The organism is Hydrogenophaga sp. SL48 (assembly GCF_021729865.1).
Taxonomy (GTDB): Bacteria; Pseudomonadota; Gammaproteobacteria; order Burkholderiales; family Burkholderiaceae_C; genus Hydrogenophaga.
In genome coordinates this window covers 3,976,093-3,990,681 of record NZ_CP063400.1, presented here as the reverse complement: position 1 = coordinate 3,990,681, position 14,589 = coordinate 3,976,093, and the positions used below count along the sequence as shown (strand labels likewise).

General features: G+C 68.2%; 14 protein-coding genes. 10 read left to right on the top strand and 4 right to left on the bottom strand.

Features of this window, described 5'->3' with window-relative positions; genetic code table 11:
* The first annotated feature begins 186 nt into the window (after positions 1-186).
* From IM738_RS18880 to IM738_RS18855, 6 genes are all read left to right on the top strand, one after another.
* The gene (locus IM738_RS18880; protein ID WP_236962587.1) at positions 187-1,605 is read left to right on the top strand and encodes a class I SAM-dependent methyltransferase; all 1,419 of its coding nucleotides are present in this window, start codon (positions 187-189) and stop codon (positions 1,603-1,605) included.
* On the top strand, positions 1,605-2,933 hold the full coding sequence (locus IM738_RS18875) for a sensor histidine kinase (protein WP_236962586.1): 1,329 nt from the start codon (positions 1,605-1,607) through the stop codon (positions 2,931-2,933). Before IM738_RS18880 ends, IM738_RS18875 begins: the two co-directional genes overlap by 1 nt.
* Complete coding sequence (locus IM738_RS18870; protein ID WP_236962585.1) at positions 2,930-4,135, top strand: hybrid sensor histidine kinase/response regulator; 1,206 nt, start codon at positions 2,930-2,932, stop codon at positions 4,133-4,135. The genes IM738_RS18875 and IM738_RS18870 overlap by 4 nt, the downstream gene beginning before the upstream one ends.
* Positions 4,132-5,085, top strand: coding sequence for a response regulator (locus tag IM738_RS18865; protein WP_236962584.1), 954 nt, complete (start codon positions 4,132-4,134; stop codon positions 5,083-5,085). Before IM738_RS18870 ends, IM738_RS18865 begins: the two co-directional genes overlap by 4 nt.
* A 168-nt stretch (positions 5,086-5,253) precedes the next feature.
* Entirely contained in the window at positions 5,254-6,213 is a 960-nt protein-coding gene (locus tag IM738_RS18860) for a lysylphosphatidylglycerol synthase domain-containing protein (protein ID WP_236962583.1), read from the top strand.
* Between the two features lie 75 nt (positions 6,214-6,288).
* Complete coding sequence (locus IM738_RS18855; RefSeq protein ID WP_236962582.1) at positions 6,289-7,137, top strand: 2OG-Fe(II) oxygenase; 849 nt, start codon at positions 6,289-6,291, stop codon at positions 7,135-7,137.
* A gap of 179 nt (positions 7,138-7,316) precedes the next feature.
* Here the strand turns inward: IM738_RS18855 and IM738_RS18850 are convergent, their stop codons facing one another.
* From IM738_RS18850 to IM738_RS18840, 3 genes are all read right to left on the bottom strand, one after another.
* Complete coding sequence (locus IM738_RS18850; protein WP_236962581.1) at positions 7,317-7,733, bottom strand: organic hydroperoxide resistance protein; 417 nt, start codon at positions 7,731-7,733, stop codon at positions 7,317-7,319.
* Positions 7,734-7,787: 54 nt separating this feature from the next.
* Positions 7,788-8,249, bottom strand: coding sequence for a MarR family winged helix-turn-helix transcriptional regulator (locus tag IM738_RS18845; RefSeq protein ID WP_236962580.1), 462 nt, complete (start codon positions 8,247-8,249; stop codon positions 7,788-7,790).
* Positions 8,250-8,432: 183 nt separating this feature from the next.
* Positions 8,433-9,488, bottom strand: a complete 1,056-nt coding sequence (locus tag IM738_RS18840; RefSeq protein ID WP_442908446.1) for a serine/threonine protein kinase — start codon at positions 9,486-9,488, stop codon at positions 8,433-8,435.
* Between the two features lie 30 nt (positions 9,489-9,518).
* Between IM738_RS18840 and IM738_RS18835 the strand changes: the two genes are divergently transcribed.
* The gene (locus IM738_RS18835; protein ID WP_236962578.1) at positions 9,519-9,971 is read left to right on the top strand and encodes an ion channel; all 453 of its coding nucleotides are present in this window, start codon (positions 9,519-9,521) and stop codon (positions 9,969-9,971) included.
* Entirely contained in the window at positions 9,968-10,840 is an 873-nt protein-coding gene (locus tag IM738_RS18830; RefSeq protein WP_236962577.1) for a class I SAM-dependent methyltransferase, read from the top strand. Before IM738_RS18835 ends, IM738_RS18830 begins: the two co-directional genes overlap by 4 nt.
* Positions 10,841-11,089: 249 nt before the next feature.
* On the opposite strand, the gene IM738_RS18825 is transcribed toward IM738_RS18830, so the two are convergent.
* Positions 11,090-11,728, bottom strand: coding sequence for a hypothetical protein (locus IM738_RS18825; RefSeq protein ID WP_236962576.1), 639 nt, complete (start codon positions 11,726-11,728; stop codon positions 11,090-11,092).
* Between the two features lie 76 nt (positions 11,729-11,804).
* On the opposite strand from IM738_RS18825, the gene IM738_RS18820 reads away from it, so the two are divergent.
* Together IM738_RS18820 and IM738_RS18815 are read left to right on the top strand one after the other, a co-directional pair.
* Positions 11,805-13,316, top strand: a complete 1,512-nt coding sequence (locus IM738_RS18820) for a hypothetical protein (RefSeq protein ID WP_236962575.1) — start codon at positions 11,805-11,807, stop codon at positions 13,314-13,316.
* 97 nt (positions 13,317-13,413) lie between these two features.
* A complete protein-coding gene (locus IM738_RS18815; RefSeq protein ID WP_236962574.1) occupies positions 13,414-14,589 on the top strand; it encodes a cation:proton antiporter in 1,176 nt (391 codons plus the stop codon).

The window sequence follows — 14,589 nt, the reverse complement described above, 5'->3', positions numbered from 1 at the left end:
TGCGGGGGGCACAGAGAGCCCGGCCGGTGAAATCCCGGTCGGGCTCTTTCGCCTAAAGGGGGTGGGTGCGGCGGATCGGCAGTCGATCCGGACGCCATCGGCCGCAGATGACTACACTGGCGCTCGGGCTCTTTGTTTACGGTCGATGCATTGCTCGGCCTCTCCCTTATTGATAGCAACTCCGCCGTGCAACTCCAGCGTCCATTCGACCCCGTCGTCACTTTCCGCAACAGCCAGGGTGAGGTTGCACGCGGAACCCTGACGAGCCTGCAGCGGCGCTCGCTGGCGATGGAGGTCTACAACCCCTACTCCATCGTCCAGGTCAGCGAGGTGCTCACCGAGCTGAACATCCGCTCGGGCGACCGCAGCATCTACAAGGGCAAGGCGGTGGTGGTGAGCCTGCTCAACACCGGGCTGATGGCCGTGGTGTCGCTGGCCCTGATCGACGAGTGGTCCGATCTGAGCATGGCCCGGGGCGACTCGGGCAGTGTGGGCCAGCAGGCCCAGCGGTTCGTGGAGGACTGGTTCGGGCGCTTCAAGATCAAGCGGGGCTACCTGGTGGCGGTGAGCGAGATCCGCGCCTATCTCACGGAGGTGTCCCGGTGGACCGACCACGCCGATTTTTCCAGTGCCCTGCCGAGGGACGCTGACGGCCGCGTGTCGCCGGCGGTGTTCCAGGAAATCGCGTCGCCGGTGATGGCGGCGGCGGCCGGTTATTTCGCCGCGCTGGAGGCCGAAACCCAGGATGTGCCCGAGGAAGACCTGGCCACCTACCGCAGTTTCGCCCAGGCCTCCCTGCACCCCCTGCTGCTGCGCGCGCCTTTCGTGTACCGCACGTTTGCCAAGCCACTGGGCTATGCCGGTGACTACGAGATGGTGAACCAGATCCTGTCAGACCCCCAGCAAGGGGCCACCACCTACTTCCAGATGATCAACGCCTTGTTCCTGCAGTCCGCTGTGGCCCAGGCGCATCGCAACCGCATCGACATCCTGGTGGACCATTTGAAGCAAGTCAGCGCCCGGGCGCGGACCCTGGGCCGGCCGGTGCGCATCCTGAACATCGGTTGCGGGCCGGCGGTGGAGGTCGAGCGCTTCCTGCTGGGCGGCGGCGACCCGGACAGCGTGCACTTCACGCTGCTGGATTTCAGCGAAGTGACCCTGGAGCACACCCGCGCCAAGATGCTGGAGGTGGGGCGCCAGCTGGGCAAGCCGGTGCAGTTCCAGCTGGTCAACGACTCGGTGCACAACCTGCTCAAGCGGGCCACCCGGGCCGACGCCACGGAGGCGAGCGAGGCCTACGACTTTGCCTACTGCGCCGGTCTGTTCGACTACCTGTCGGACAAGGTCTGCAGCCGCCTGCTGGAGTACCTGCACGCCAGAACCCTGCCGGGCGGCCAGGTGCTGGTGACCAACGTGCACGCCAGCAACTCGCAGCGCGGGGTGATGGAGCATGTGCTGGAGTGGTACCTGATCTACCGCGATGAGGCCCGCCTTCAGGGGGTGCTTCCGAGCCGGCGCAGCGACGAGAAGATCTTCACCGACGCCACCGGCGTGAACGTGTTCGCGTCCTTCCTCGTCCCAGCGCTTGAGCGCGTCACGGCCTGATGACCGACGCCTCCGTTCAGTCACTGGGTGCGGCGGTGCAGGACGTGCGGCTGGCGTTCAGCAAGACCGGCTGCGTCACCTCGGCCGTGCTGGTGCTGGCGGGCATCGGGCTGGACATGGCGATCTATCCCGAGCAGGCGACCGTGTTTCTGCTGGTGCGTGCGCTGGTGGCGGTGGCGACCCTGCTGATCCTCTGGGTCATCCAGGGCGAGTTCGGGCGGCGCCATGTGCGCATGCTGACCCTGCTGTGGCTGGTCCTGCCGCAGGTCATGATCGCCTGGATGATCGCCCAGACCGAAGGGGCGGCGTCCATCTACTTCGTGGGGCTTCATCTGGCGCTGTACGCCGTGGGCATGATCGTGCCCATCAGCTACCTCGAAGGGCTGGCGTTCGGGGTGTTCACCTGCCTCATCTATGCCGTGGCCTGCTTCTGGCACGCGGGCGGCATCGTCACCACGGGCCAGTTCGTCGCGCACCTGCTGTTCACGGCCTTCTCGGCCATCATCTGCGTGGGCTGCACCTACTTTGCCGAGTTGAGCCGCCTGCGCCTGTTTGCCCTCCGGGAGCAGGTGGCGGAGCAGAACGAGCGGTTGAAGGAAACCAACCGCACCCTGGCCGAAGTCAAGGGCCAGTTGCTGCAGCGCGAAAAGATGGCCGCCATCGGCACGCTCTCCGCCGGCCTGCTGCACGAGCTGAACAACCCGGTCAACTACAGCCTGATGGCGATCAACATGGGCCTGATGGTGCCCGCGGCCAAGACCGACCCCATGCTCAAGGAGAGCCTGGACGACGCGCTCGAAGGCATGACCCGGGTGCAGAACATCGTCTCCGACCTCAAGACCTTCGCCTACCAGAAACCCGGGGAAGACAGCCAGCGCCCGTTCCTGCTGGAGAACGCGGTGCGCTCGGCGCTGCGGCTCGCGGGCTACGAACTCAAGGGCATCGAGGTCACGGTGGACCTGCCACAGGACACCCACGTGCTGGGCGACGAGCCGGCCATCATCGGAGTGCTGATCAACCTGCTGAGCAACGCGGCGCACGCGTTGCAGGCGGTGCAGCGCCTGGGGGCGAAGATCGTGGTGCGCGTCCAGCAGCAGGGCGAGCGGCTGGCGGTTTCGGTGCGAGACAACGGGCCGGGCATCGATCCGGCCCACATCGGGCGGGTGTTCGAGCCGTTTTTCACCACCCGCGATGTCGGTGCCGGACTGGGCCTGGGGCTGAGCGTGAGCTACGGCATCGTGCAGCGCCACGGCGGAACCCTGGCCGTGGACAGCGTGTGGGGTGAATGGACCGAGTTCACCTTTGATCTGCCGAGGCCGTCCACATGATGTCCGACACCCCGGGTGCAAAGCCCTCCGCGCTGGACGCCCACGCCATCCTGCTGGTCGATGACGAGCCCATGGCCCTCAAGTGGTTCGCGAGACAGTACGGCGACGAGTTTGTCGTGCTCACGGCCGGCGGGGTCGCGCAGGCGCTCGACCTGCTGGCACAACGTGGGCACGAGGTGGCGGTGCTGCTGACCGACTACAGCATGCCGGGCCAGGACGGCGTGGCGCTGCTGAGCACCGCACGGCGCGAACACCCCCACGTGTCGCGCCTCCTGGTGTCAGCTTGCGCCGACAAGGACGTGGCCATGGCCGCGGTCAACCAGGGGCATGTGGAGGCCATCCTGGAGAAGCCGCTGGACGAAACGATCACGCGCCAGGCCCTGCGCAGCGCGCTGGCCAACAGCCGCGAGCGGGCGCGCGACAAGGCGCTCATCGAGCGCCGCGAGGCCACCTTGCGCGAGACCCTGGGGTTTCTGGCCCACGAAGTGACGACACCGCTGGCGACCGTGAGCGGTTACCTCACCGCGATGCGCGACCGGCACCTGGATGCGATCGGTTGCAAGCCCGAGGTGGCCTGCATCGGCCAGCGCCGTCCGGGTGAAGTCAAGGCCATGCTGGAGGCCGCGCTGCGCCGGTCGGACTACGCCCAGTCGCTGGTGTCCTCGTTTGTGCAAACCGCCCGTGACGCCTACCATGCCGACAGTTCGGCCAGCTTGCGGGCCAGCGACCTGGTGCAGGCGGTGCTGGACGAGTACCCCTTCGAGGAGGGGGAGTCCGTGTGGCTCGGCTGCGATCTGGCGCGCGATTTCACGCTGCCGGGGCGGCGCGATCTGTTGTATCTCGTGATCTGCACGCTGGTGAAGAACGCGCTGATGGCCCTACGGGCTGCGCCACCCGGGCAGCCCCGCGTCCACCTGCTGCTCGAACTGGGGGCGCCCGCCCCGGGCCTACCCCCGCAATCGGTGATCCGGGTGATCGACAACGGCCCCGGGATCGCCCCCGAGGTGTTGCGGCGCCTGACCCACGAACCGGTGACCACCCGCGCGACCAGCGGCGGCAGCGGCATGGGCCTGGTGTTTTGCCAGCGGGTGATGACCTCGATGGGCGGCACGATCGAGGTCCGGTCGGGCCCGGATGGCGGCACCGTGGTCAGTCTGTACTTTCCCCCTATCCAAGAACACCCAGACGAGGAACCGACATGACACCCACCAAAATCCTCTACGTTGACGATGAACCGATTGCATTGAAGTATTTCGAGCGCCTGGTGGGACCGCTGGCGCCCGTGCTCACGGCGAATTCGGTCGAAGAAGGCCGCGCGGTGCTCAGCGCGCACCACGCCGACATCGCGGTGCTGGTGTGTGACCAGCGCATGCCGGGTGAGCGCGGCAACGAGCTGCTGCGCCATGCGCGCCAGCATTACCCGAACATCGTGCGCATGCTGACCACCGCCTACTCCGAGCTGGGCGAGGCCATCGACGCCATCAACACCGGCGAGATTTACCGCTACATCGCCAAGCCCTGGGAGCTGGAGAGCCTGCGTACCGACCTCAAGAACGCCATGGAACTGGCCGAGCTGCGCAGCGAGCGCGACGGGCTCGTGCGCGACAAGCTGCTCGCGCAGCAGTCCCGCCTGCTGGGCAGCCGGCTGGGCTCGCTGCTGACGATCGCCGCCGCCGTGCACGAGACGGCCCATGAGGCCGCCGTGGCCGGTTTTGCCCGCGCGGCCCTGGTGGTGGGCGGGATCGAACCCGCGGTGGACTGGAACCGCTGGGACCACGCCGACCTGCTGCAGGCCGAAGCGCGGCGCGGCGCGGGCATCGCCACCCATCTGCGCCACCGGATGCAGCAGTGGGGCGCCCGCGCGGACGACGACCAGGCGCTGACGGTGCTGGCGCAGGCGCTGGGCGGCGCGGTCCGGGGCGGGGCCGTGCACCTGCCGGACGCGGCGGGTCTGACCGCGTTGCTGGCCGCGCCCGCGGGCGAGGCGGCACCGGCGCCGGCCTGCGCCTGGTTCGCGTGGCTGCTCTGGTGCGGGAGCGCCGCCGAGGTGGCGGCGGAGCCGGGCGGCTGGCGCGTGAGCCTCACCGGGCCCGTGGCTTTGCCGCCGGACTGGCTGGCCGACGCGATGGAGCGGCTCGGGCGCACCGCCTGACGTCGACCGGCGTTTGCCCTGCGTCAAGGGGCTGTCCGTGGTGGGGTCGGTACACTCGGGCCTTCCCGCGCCACGCCGAGCACACCGCATTCGCGGCGCCTGCACCCGGCGCCCCGCTGACCGGCGGGTGCCGCTCCGGGTGATCCCGCTCCCTCGACAACCGATCTCATGAAGCACGCCAAGACCCTGTTCAAGTGGCTGATGTACGCAGCCGTCCTGGTCTCCTTCGCCTATTTCCTGCTGGCGTTCAAGAAGCACGTCGAACAGCTGCCACCGATCGCCTTCAATCCCAAGACCGTGGCGGTGGCCATCCTGAGCATCTGCAGCGTGGTGCTCACCCACTTCTTCGGCACCCACGTCTGGCGGTTGCTGATGTCCGACCAGGGGCACCGCGTGCCCACGCGGCTCGCGGTCCAGGTGTTTTTCATCTCCCAGCTGGGCAAGTACCTGCCGGGCAACGTCGGGCAGTTCCTGGGGCGCGGCGTGCTGGCGAAATCCACCGGCATTCCCGTCGGCGTGGCGGTGGGCACGGCGGTGTTCGAGGGCATCTGGAACCTGATCATCAGCCTGTCGCTGGCCTTGTTGTCCACCTGGGTGCTCTGGGACCTGAACACGGTGCAGGCGGTCAGCCCGGGCTTCACCGCGCAGGCGGCCTGGCTGCTGCCGCTGGCGCTGGTGCTGCCCTGGCTGGGCATCAAGGTGCTCAACACCGTGCTGCCCAAGCTCAGCATGAAGATCGGTGGCGGCCAGCTGCTGCGCCTGCCGCGTCTGCGGACATCGTTACTTGTGTCCCTGTTGATCCTGGTCAATTTCATGATCCTGGGGTACGTGCTGAAATTGCAGGCTGAAGTGTTTTTCGCGCGTCCTGATGTCGATTGGTTCAGCATCACCCTGCTGTTCAGCAGTGCCTGGGTGGTCGGTTATGTGGTGCCGGGTGCACCCGGTGGCCTGGGTGTCCGTGAGGCCATGATGGTGGTGTTGTTGTCTCCGCTCACCGGCGGTGCGGTGGCGACCGGGCTGGCCGTCAGCATGCGTCTCACCACGCTGCTGGGGGATGGGCTCACCGTGCTGGTGGGCGTGCTGGGGCGTCACCTGCAGTCCCGCAAGTCGCAGGAGCTGCCGGGCTGATCCTGCCGCTGGCCATCGTTTCAGGACTTTTTTGTGAAGGGGCCGGCGTTCGGCCCCGTGTCCAAGGAGTCCCTGGTGGAACTGAAAGATCTGGCCAACCGGTTTGTGTTCGATGACCCGCGCTACGCGCAACTCGCCCTGGAGGGTGAGGCCCAGTACAAGCTGGGCACCCCTTTCAACCACATGGCGTTCGACAACTTCCTGCCGCCGGACATCGCCGAGGCGATGTGGCAGGAGTTTCCCAAGGCGCAGGAGATTCAGTGGCACAACTACAACCGGCCTGCCGAGCGCAAGCTGGTGTGCGTGGACGAAACCAAGTTCGGGCCGGTCACCCGGCAGATGCTGTACCAGTTCAATTCCGCCCCGTTCCTTCGCTTCCTGGAGAAGGTCACCGGCATCGACAACATGATCGCCGACCCGAGCATGCGCGGGGGCGGTCTGCACCAGACACCGCGCGGTGGCCTGCTGAAGTTGCACGCAGACTTCAACAAACACGATGCCAACTTCCTGGACCGCCGCATCAACGTCATCTTCTACATGAACAAGGACTGGAAGGAAGAGTACGGCGGCAGCCTGGAGCTGTGGGACCGCGAGGTCACCTACTGCGGCGCCAAGATCCTGCCCGTCTTCAACCGCCTGGCCATCTTCTCGCCGACCAGCAACACCTTCCACGGCCACCCCGATCCGCTCACCTGCCCCGAGGGTGACTCCCGCAAGTCGCTGGCCTTGTTCTATTACACCAACGGGCGACCCGAGGCCGAGGTCAACGGGGCACACACGACGATCTTCGCCGAGCGTCCCAACGAAAAGATCGGGGGCCTGCGCTGGAAGATTTCGCAGGACTACACACCGCCCATCCTGTTCCGCGCGATGCGCCGCTTCCGCGAGCGCCACCTGGCCAACACGATCCAGAAACGCGGATAGCAGGAAACACCCCCCGCGCCGCTTCGCGTCCCCCCCCAAGGGGGGCGGCACTGGCCGTCCGGCAAAGCCGGCCCGGCGGTGCCTCTTGGCTGCATTGCTCAACGCTGCAGACCTTGCCTGAATGACAGAGGCCCTTCCCGGTTGCCCGGGAAGGGCCTCTTTTCATGGTGTTCGCGAAATCAGGCGAGCGTGATCGTCACGTCGATGTTGCCGCGCGTGGCGTTGGAGTAGGGGCAGACCTGGTGGGCAGCGTCCACCAGCGACTGGGCCTGGGTGCGGTCCATGCCGGGCAGGTGCACCGTCAGGCGCGCGGCGATGCCGTAGGCCTGGCCCACGGGGCCCAGGTCCACCTCGGCGTCCACCGCCACGTCGGCGGGCACGGCCAGCTTCATCTTGCCGGCCACGGCCTTGATGGCGCCGATGAAACAGGCGGAATAACCGGCGGCGAACAGCTGCTCGGGGTTGGTGCCGGTGCCGGGCGCGCCGGGGGGCGTGTGGGTCACGGCCAGGCGGCCGTCGTCGGACTTGGACGCGCCGTCGCGGCCCCCGGTGGTGTGGGTGCGGGCGGTGTAGAGGACTTTGTCGAGGGATGCCATGGTGGTTCCTTGGTGGTTGGTTGCTTCGGTGAAGCGGGGTGAAAAAAGGGGGGGTCAGGCGGTGAGCCGGTCGCGCAGCACCTGCACCTGGCGGGTGAGTGCCGTGATCTCGGCAAGATCGCACTGCGAGGCTTCCAGCACGCAGCCCGGGATGCGGCGCGCACGGGCCTTGAGCTGGCGGCCCTCGGCGGTGAGGCGGATCAGCACGCGGCGTTCGTCGGCCGCATCGCGCAGCCGCGACACCAGGCCGGCGGCCTCCATGCGCTTGAGCAGGGGGGTGAGGGTGCCGGAGTCGAGGCTCAGGCGAGCGCCCAGCTCGGACACGGTCAAACCATCCTGTTCCCACAGCACCAGGAGCGCCAGGTACTGCGGGTAGGTCAGACCCAGGTCTTCGAGCAGCGGTTTGTAGAGCTTGGTCATGGCCAGCGAGGCCGAATACAGCGCGAAACAGAGCTGGTTGTCCAGGCGCAGGGCCTGGTCCGACAAGGTGTTCCGAGGGGTGTTTTGCGTGACCATGGGGTGAACTGTAGCTGTCAATTGAATTGTGTGCAATTGAATTGATGAAAACCTTTAAACAAGCGTGGTCAATGTCGATCGCGATGTCTTGCCCAGAACGCGGTGGAACCGGCTTTGCCGGGCCACTCGCGTTGCCCCCTTGAGGGGGTGACGGGCGCAGCCCGGCGCGGGGGTGGATGCCCCTCAAGCCACCAGCGGCGGGTTCTGCATTTCCTCGATCTGCTCCACCAGCATGTCCACCTGGCCCTGCCAGTAGTCGCGGCTGCCGAACCAGGGGAAGTTGATCGGGAAGGCCGGGTCTTCCCAGCGCCGCGCGATCCAGGCGCTGTAGTGGATCAGGCGCAGCGTGCGCAGCGGTTCGATCAAGGCCAGCTCGCGCCGGTCGAACGGGCGGAACTGTTCGTAGCCGTCGACCAGCGCGCCGAGCTGCTGGTTCTGCTGGCGCCGGTCGCCAGAGAGCAGCATCCAGAGGTCCTGCACAGCCGGGCCGGTGCGAGCGTCGTCCAGGTCCACAAAATGCGGGCCGGCGCCGGGCTGGCCCTCGGGCGTCCAGAGGATGTTGCCGGGGTGACAGTCGCCGTGCAGGCGGATGCACTGGATGCCGTCTTCATCGGCCGGCGGATGGGCTCGCAGCACCGGGTGGGCGTCGATCAGCGCCAGCGCTTCGGCCAGCGCGGCGGACCAGGCGGTCTGCACCTCGGGAGAGACCATGCGGTGTTCGATCAACCAGTCGCGCGGCTCGTGGCCGAAGCCGGCCACGTCCAGCGCCGGGCGGGCCACGAAGGGGCGAGCCGCGCCCACGCTGTGGATGCGCGCCAGAAAACGGCCGATCCACTCCAGCACCTCGAAGTCGTCCAGCTCGGGCCGCCGCCCGCCGCGGCGTGGGCTCACGGCGAACGCGAACCCGCCGAAGTGGTGCAGCGTCTGTCCGTTCACCGCCAGCGGCGGCACGGCCGGGATTTCGGCCGCCACCAGCTCGGCGGCGAAGCCGTGTTCTTCTGCGATCTGCGCGTCGCTCCAGCGCCCGGGGCGGTAGAACTTGGCCACCACCTGGGCGTGGCCGTCGAACGGGGATTCGAGGTGGATCTGGTAGACCCGGTTTTCAAAGCTGTTGAGTGCGGCCAGCCGGCCGTCGCCCCACAGGCCGATGTGGCCCAGCGCGTCCTGCACCACATCGGGTGTGAGGGCGGTGTAGGGGTGGGTGGCTGCCGACGGTTCTGGGGAGTGCATGAGGGGCATTGTCGCCTTGGGGCGTGCCAGAATCCAACGATGACACGTTCAAGACAACGCCGTCGGCACATCATGCGCCGAGGCCTGTGGTACTCGCTGGCGTTGTGCCTGGTCATCATGCTGTTCGGCGGTGTCGGTTTCTGGATGCTGGAGCCGCAGGTGATCACCCTGCAGGACGGCCTCTGGCTGGCCTTCACGACCGCCGCCACCGTGGGCTACGGCGACGTGGTGCCGCACACCCAGGCCGGTCGCGTGTTCGCCGCGCTGATGGTGTTGCTGGGTCTGGCGGTGCTGTCGCTGGTCACTGCGTCGCTGGCGGCGATCTTCGTGGAGCAGGAGGTGGAGGACGAGGTCCACACCGAAGAGCGCCAGATCGAACACGAACTCATGCGCGAAATCCGTGCGCTGCGCGAGCAGGTGCAGGCCCTCGATCAGCGGCTGAACGGACCCGCGCACACCGCCACACAACCATCCGAAAAGACCCGTCCGTGAAAACCACCAAGGCCCCCCACCAGCCGCCCAAAACCCTGCAGGAGCAACTGCCCGAACTGCGCGAAGGCCAGTCCGTCGAACTGCTCAAGGAGCTGCACATCCTCACCCGCGAGGGCAAGCTCAACCAGGACACGCGGCGCAAGCTCAAGCAGGTCTACCACCTGGTGCAGTTCATCGAGCCGCTGCTGGCCGAGGTGCTGAAGGAGCGCGGTGACGTGACCCTGGCCGACCACGGCGCGGGCAAGTCGTACCTGGGCTTCATCCTGTACGACCTGTTTTTCAAAGCGAAGCCGGTGGGCCGCGTCGTGGGTGTGGAGACCCGCGCCGAGCTGGTCGAGAAATCGAAGGCGCTGGCGGCGCGGCTGGGGTTTGACCGCATGGCCTTTCTGGCCACGACGGTGCAACAGGCGCTCAACCACCCCGAGCTGCCCGCGCAGATCGACGTGGTGACCGCGCTGCACGCCTGCGACACGGCCACCGACGACGCCATTGCTTTCGGGCTGGCGCGGCAGGCGCGCTTCATGGTGCTGGTGCCGTGCTGCCAGGCCGAGGTCGCGTCGGTGATGCGGCAGCACAAGGCGCTCTCGCTGTCGCGCACGCCGCTGGCCGAACTGTGGCGCCACCCGCTGCACACGCGCGAGTTCGGCAGCCAGATCACCAACGTGCTGCGCTGCCTGCAGCTCGAAGCCCACGGCTACAGCGTGACCGTGACCGAGCTGGTGGGCTGGGAGCACTCGATGAAGAACGAACTGATCCTGGCGCGCCGCAACGAGGCGCCCCGCGCCCAGCGTGAACGCTCCCTTGAGCGCCTGGGCCAGATCCTTGATGAACTGGGCTTGCAGCCGCTGAGCGAACGCTTCGGGGTTTGACCCACCCCCGCCGCGCTGCGCGCGACCCCCTCCAGGGGGCTGAGGGCCGCGGCTCCGAGCCTGCCTGCGCAGGCTTGGACGGCCCGAAGAAGCCTCGCCTCTGGCGAAGCTGCGGCCTGCAAGGCGCACTGGCCGTCCGGCACAGCCGGCCCGGCGGTGCCCTGGGTGGCACCGCCTCACGCTCCGGGAAGGTGCTCCGGCGCCATGGAAAACAGATATCGACGGGCCGTCAACGCGGACCTTTTCGCTTCACTTGGCGGGCTTGGCCGGCGCCGCCGGTTTGGTGGCGGGGGCTGAGGCCTGCGTGGCTACCCTGAGGCGGTCGCCGAGCGTCTTTTCCAGGGCTTGCACCCGGGGCTCGACGGTGGCGCGGGTGTCGTCCACCAGCTTGGCCTGCAGGGTCTGCTGCATCTCGCCGCTGAGTTGCTGGTACTTGGCGTAGGCCGGTGACTCCATGACGGCCACGACCTGACGCAGCTCTTCTTCACTGAACTTGCTCTCCAGCACCGCGCCGATGGTCGATGGGGCGAGCTGCTGGGCGCTCTTGCGCACCTGCGGAACGGTGTCTTTGAGGTACTTCTGCACGTCGGCCTGGATCTCCTTGGAGATGGCTTCCTGGCGCTCCTTGGGCACGTTGGCCGCGATCATCATCGACGCGCGCTCAACCAGCACCACCGCCGGTTCTTCGGTCATGGCCGTGGCCAATCGCTCGATGCCACTTTGCTGGAGCTTGAGCACGCGCTGCACGAGTTCTTTTTTCGCAGGGCTGGAGGGCGCGGGTGCGGACGCGGAGGCCGGCGCAGCCGGGGCGGGTGTTGATTGGGCGTGGGCGCCGCCGGTGACGAGCACCAGTGCGAGCGCCAGGGAGGAGCGTGGGATGTAGGGCATGGTGCATGGTAACGCTGGCCGTGGGGTGGTTCTCACGGGACGGGAGCGTTGCGTAACGGGCCGTTACCATGCCGTGATGTCGCTTTCGTACCTCCTTGCCCGCCCCATTCGGGCCGTGGTCGGTGTGGCTCTGCTCCTGATCCTGGGCGCCTGTGCGACCCCGGCCCGTGCGCCCGTGGAGCCCGTCGCCGTCGCCGAATGCCGGCGCTGGCTGGAGCGGCTGGACGGGCATGTGGACGCGCAGGCGGTGCGTGACGGTGGTGCGGCCCCCGTGCCGGGTTTCCGTTTCCTGCGGGTGGACCGCCTGCTGGCGTCGTTCCGCGACGAGGCCGGGCACGGCGACGCGCGGTGGCGGGACTGGGGGGCGGGCTTGCTCGCGCTGGATGCCCAGGCACGCGCCCTGGAAATCGACCACCTGCCGCCCTGGGTGATGGCTTCGCTGGCGGTGCCCGACCCGGCCGCGGCGAAGGCCCGCGTGCGCGACTGCGGCGCGCGCTTGTGGGCCGCGACTTCGGCCGATGCCACTCAACGCGAGCGGCTCCAGGCCACCGCCCGCGTGCCCGACGACTACAGCGCGCTGATGCGCACCCTCGGGCTGTACCCCTTGAGCCGGCGGCCGTTCTTCGGCGGCGTCGAGCGCGAGCAACGGCACTGGCAGGCGCGTTGGGCGGCGCTGGCGGCGGTGCCCGACCCGATGCCGGGCTGGGTGCGTTACCAGAACACGGCGTCGCCGCTGGGCGCGGCCGAGGTCGGGGCGCTGGTTCGCGCCGTGCCTCGGGACGCCCTCGGCATTCCGCAGCCCGACGAGGCCACCGCACAGCGTCTCTTGCAGGCCCATGCCCCGGTGCTGGACATCGAGACCCGCGGGGACTTCGATCGCCCTGGAGCGCTGCGCTGGACCCAGGGCCCCGCGCCCGACGTGAACACCCGCGAACCGGTGGTCTACCAGCGCATCGCCCACACCCGTCACGGCGACCAGACCCTGATGCAGCTGGTCTACAGCGTCTGGTTCAGCGAGCGGCCCGCCCGGTCGGGACTGGACCTGCTGGCCGGGCGGATCGACGCCGTGGTGCTGCGCCTCACGCTGTCCGGCGATGGCCGCGTGCTGATGCTCGACAGCATCCATGGCTGTGGCTGCTACCACCTGTTCGTGCCCACGCCGTCCATGGCCCTGAAGCCCCCGCCCGAGGCGCGCACGGAGTGGGCCTTTGTGCCCGCGACCCTGCCGGCGATGGCCGCCGGGCAGCGTCTGCGCGTGCGCCTGTCGTCGGCCGACCACCAGGTCGTCGGGGCGCAACCCGATGGGGGCGGCTCCGTCCGCGTGGACGCGGTGCCCTACACGCTGACCGACGAAGACGGCTTGCGCAGCCTGCCCACGCCGGACGGCGGCCGGCGCAGCGCCTTCTGGTCCCATGGCATCATGCCCGGCACCGAACGGGGCGAACGTGCGCTGTTCTGGCCGATGGGCATCGCGAGCCCGGGCGCGATGCGGCAATGGGGTCGCCATCCCACGGCCTTTGTGGGCCGGCGGCACTTCGATGACGCGCGGCTGCTGGAACAGCGGTTTGAACTTCTGGACAAACCCTAGGTCCTTTCGTCTTGTTACAAGCTGCCTGCGCTGCAGGTGTTACACAGTCGCTCCGGGACGCGGTCCCGTTTCCAAGTGTTGTCTCATGGTGTCTGATGTGTCTTTTCTGTTGCAGTCCATGGCCTGGCCCCTGGTGCTGCTGGTGGCCTGGTTCCTGGGTGAACGCCTTCACGAGGCCGCGCGCATCCCGCGTGTGAGCAGCTACGTGACGGTCGGCCTGCTGGCCAGCCTGATCAACCTGCCGGGTCTGACGGACGCGGTGCCCGGCCTGCCGTTTCTCGCGAACGTGGCGCTCTCGCTCATCCTGTTCGAGCTGGGCTACCGCATCCACCTGCGCTGGTTCCGCCACAACCCCTGGGTGCTCGCGCTCGGTCTGGTGGAGTCGGTGGTGACCTTCAGCGTGGTCTACCTGGCCTCGGGGTTCTTCGCGTTGTCCACCGACACCCGGCTCATCGTCGCGGCGCTGTCGGTGTCGGCTTCGCCCGCCGGCATCCTTCGCGTGGCCAACGAGTTGCGCAGCGCGGGCCAGGTGACCGAGCGCGTGTTGCACCTCTGCGCCATCAACTGCCTGGTCGCGGTGCTCGCGCTCAAGCTGGTGGTGGGCTACTGGCACCTGTCGACCTCCGGCGACCTGGTGATGGCCGCGTTTGGCAGCGTGCACGTGCTGGTGACCTCGGTCGCGGTCGGCGCGCTGCTCGGCATGGCCATGCCGGCGCTGCTGCGCGCGCAGCGCATCCAGGAGCGCGACGTGACCCTGGTGTTTGCGCTCGCCGTGGTGCTGCTCACCACCATGGCCTACGGGTTCAAGCTCTCGCCGCTGCTGGCCGCGCTCACCTTCGGCATCGTGGCGCGCGAACGCCGGGTGCACCTGACCAACGCGCAACGCGGCTTCGGCACCGCGGGTGACCTGCTCACGCTGTTCCTGTTCGTCTACATCGCCGCGCTGCTGGACTGGAGCGACGTGGGCGGCGGCGTGCTGCTGGGGCTGGCGCTGATTGTTGTGCGCACGGCCTCCAAGGTGCTGTGCAACGTGGCGGCGGCGCGGCTCTCGGGCAGCACCGAGCGCAAGGGCCTGCTCACCGGCCTGGCGCTCACGCCCATGTCGGCCTTCGCCATCCTGCTGCTGGAACAGAGCCGCCTCTACGGCTTCGAGCCGGCGCAGCAGGTGCTCACCGCGCTGGCCTTCATGATGCTGGTGCAGGAACTGTTCGGACCGCTGGTGACCCAGCGCGCCCTCAATGCCGCGGCCGAAACGCACGTGACACAGGAATAA

Coding starts and splice junctions, on each gene's coding strand:
- IM738_RS18820 (WP_236962575.1), top strand. CDS start 11,805: ATGTCGCTTTCGTACCTCCTTGCCCGCCCCATTCGGGCCGTGGTCGGT.
- IM738_RS18840 (WP_442908446.1), bottom strand. CDS start 9,488: ATGCCCCTCATGCACTCCCCAGAACCGTCGGCAGCCACCCACCCCTAC.
- IM738_RS18845 (WP_236962580.1), bottom strand. CDS start 8,249: ATGGTCACGCAAAACACCCCTCGGAACACCTTGTCGGACCAGGCCCTG.
- IM738_RS18825 (WP_236962576.1), bottom strand. CDS start 11,728: ATGCCCTACATCCCACGCTCCTCCCTGGCGCTCGCACTGGTGCTCGTC.
- IM738_RS18835 (WP_236962578.1), top strand. CDS start 9,519: ATGACACGTTCAAGACAACGCCGTCGGCACATCATGCGCCGAGGCCTG.
- IM738_RS18860 (WP_236962583.1), top strand. CDS start 5,254: ATGAAGCACGCCAAGACCCTGTTCAAGTGGCTGATGTACGCAGCCGTC.
- IM738_RS18865 (WP_236962584.1), top strand. CDS start 4,132: ATGACACCCACCAAAATCCTCTACGTTGACGATGAACCGATTGCATTG.
- IM738_RS18850 (WP_236962581.1), bottom strand. CDS start 7,733: ATGGCATCCCTCGACAAAGTCCTCTACACCGCCCGCACCCACACCACC.
- IM738_RS18870 (WP_236962585.1), top strand. CDS start 2,930: ATGATGTCCGACACCCCGGGTGCAAAGCCCTCCGCGCTGGACGCCCAC.
- IM738_RS18875 (WP_236962586.1), top strand. CDS start 1,605: ATGACCGACGCCTCCGTTCAGTCACTGGGTGCGGCGGTGCAGGACGTG.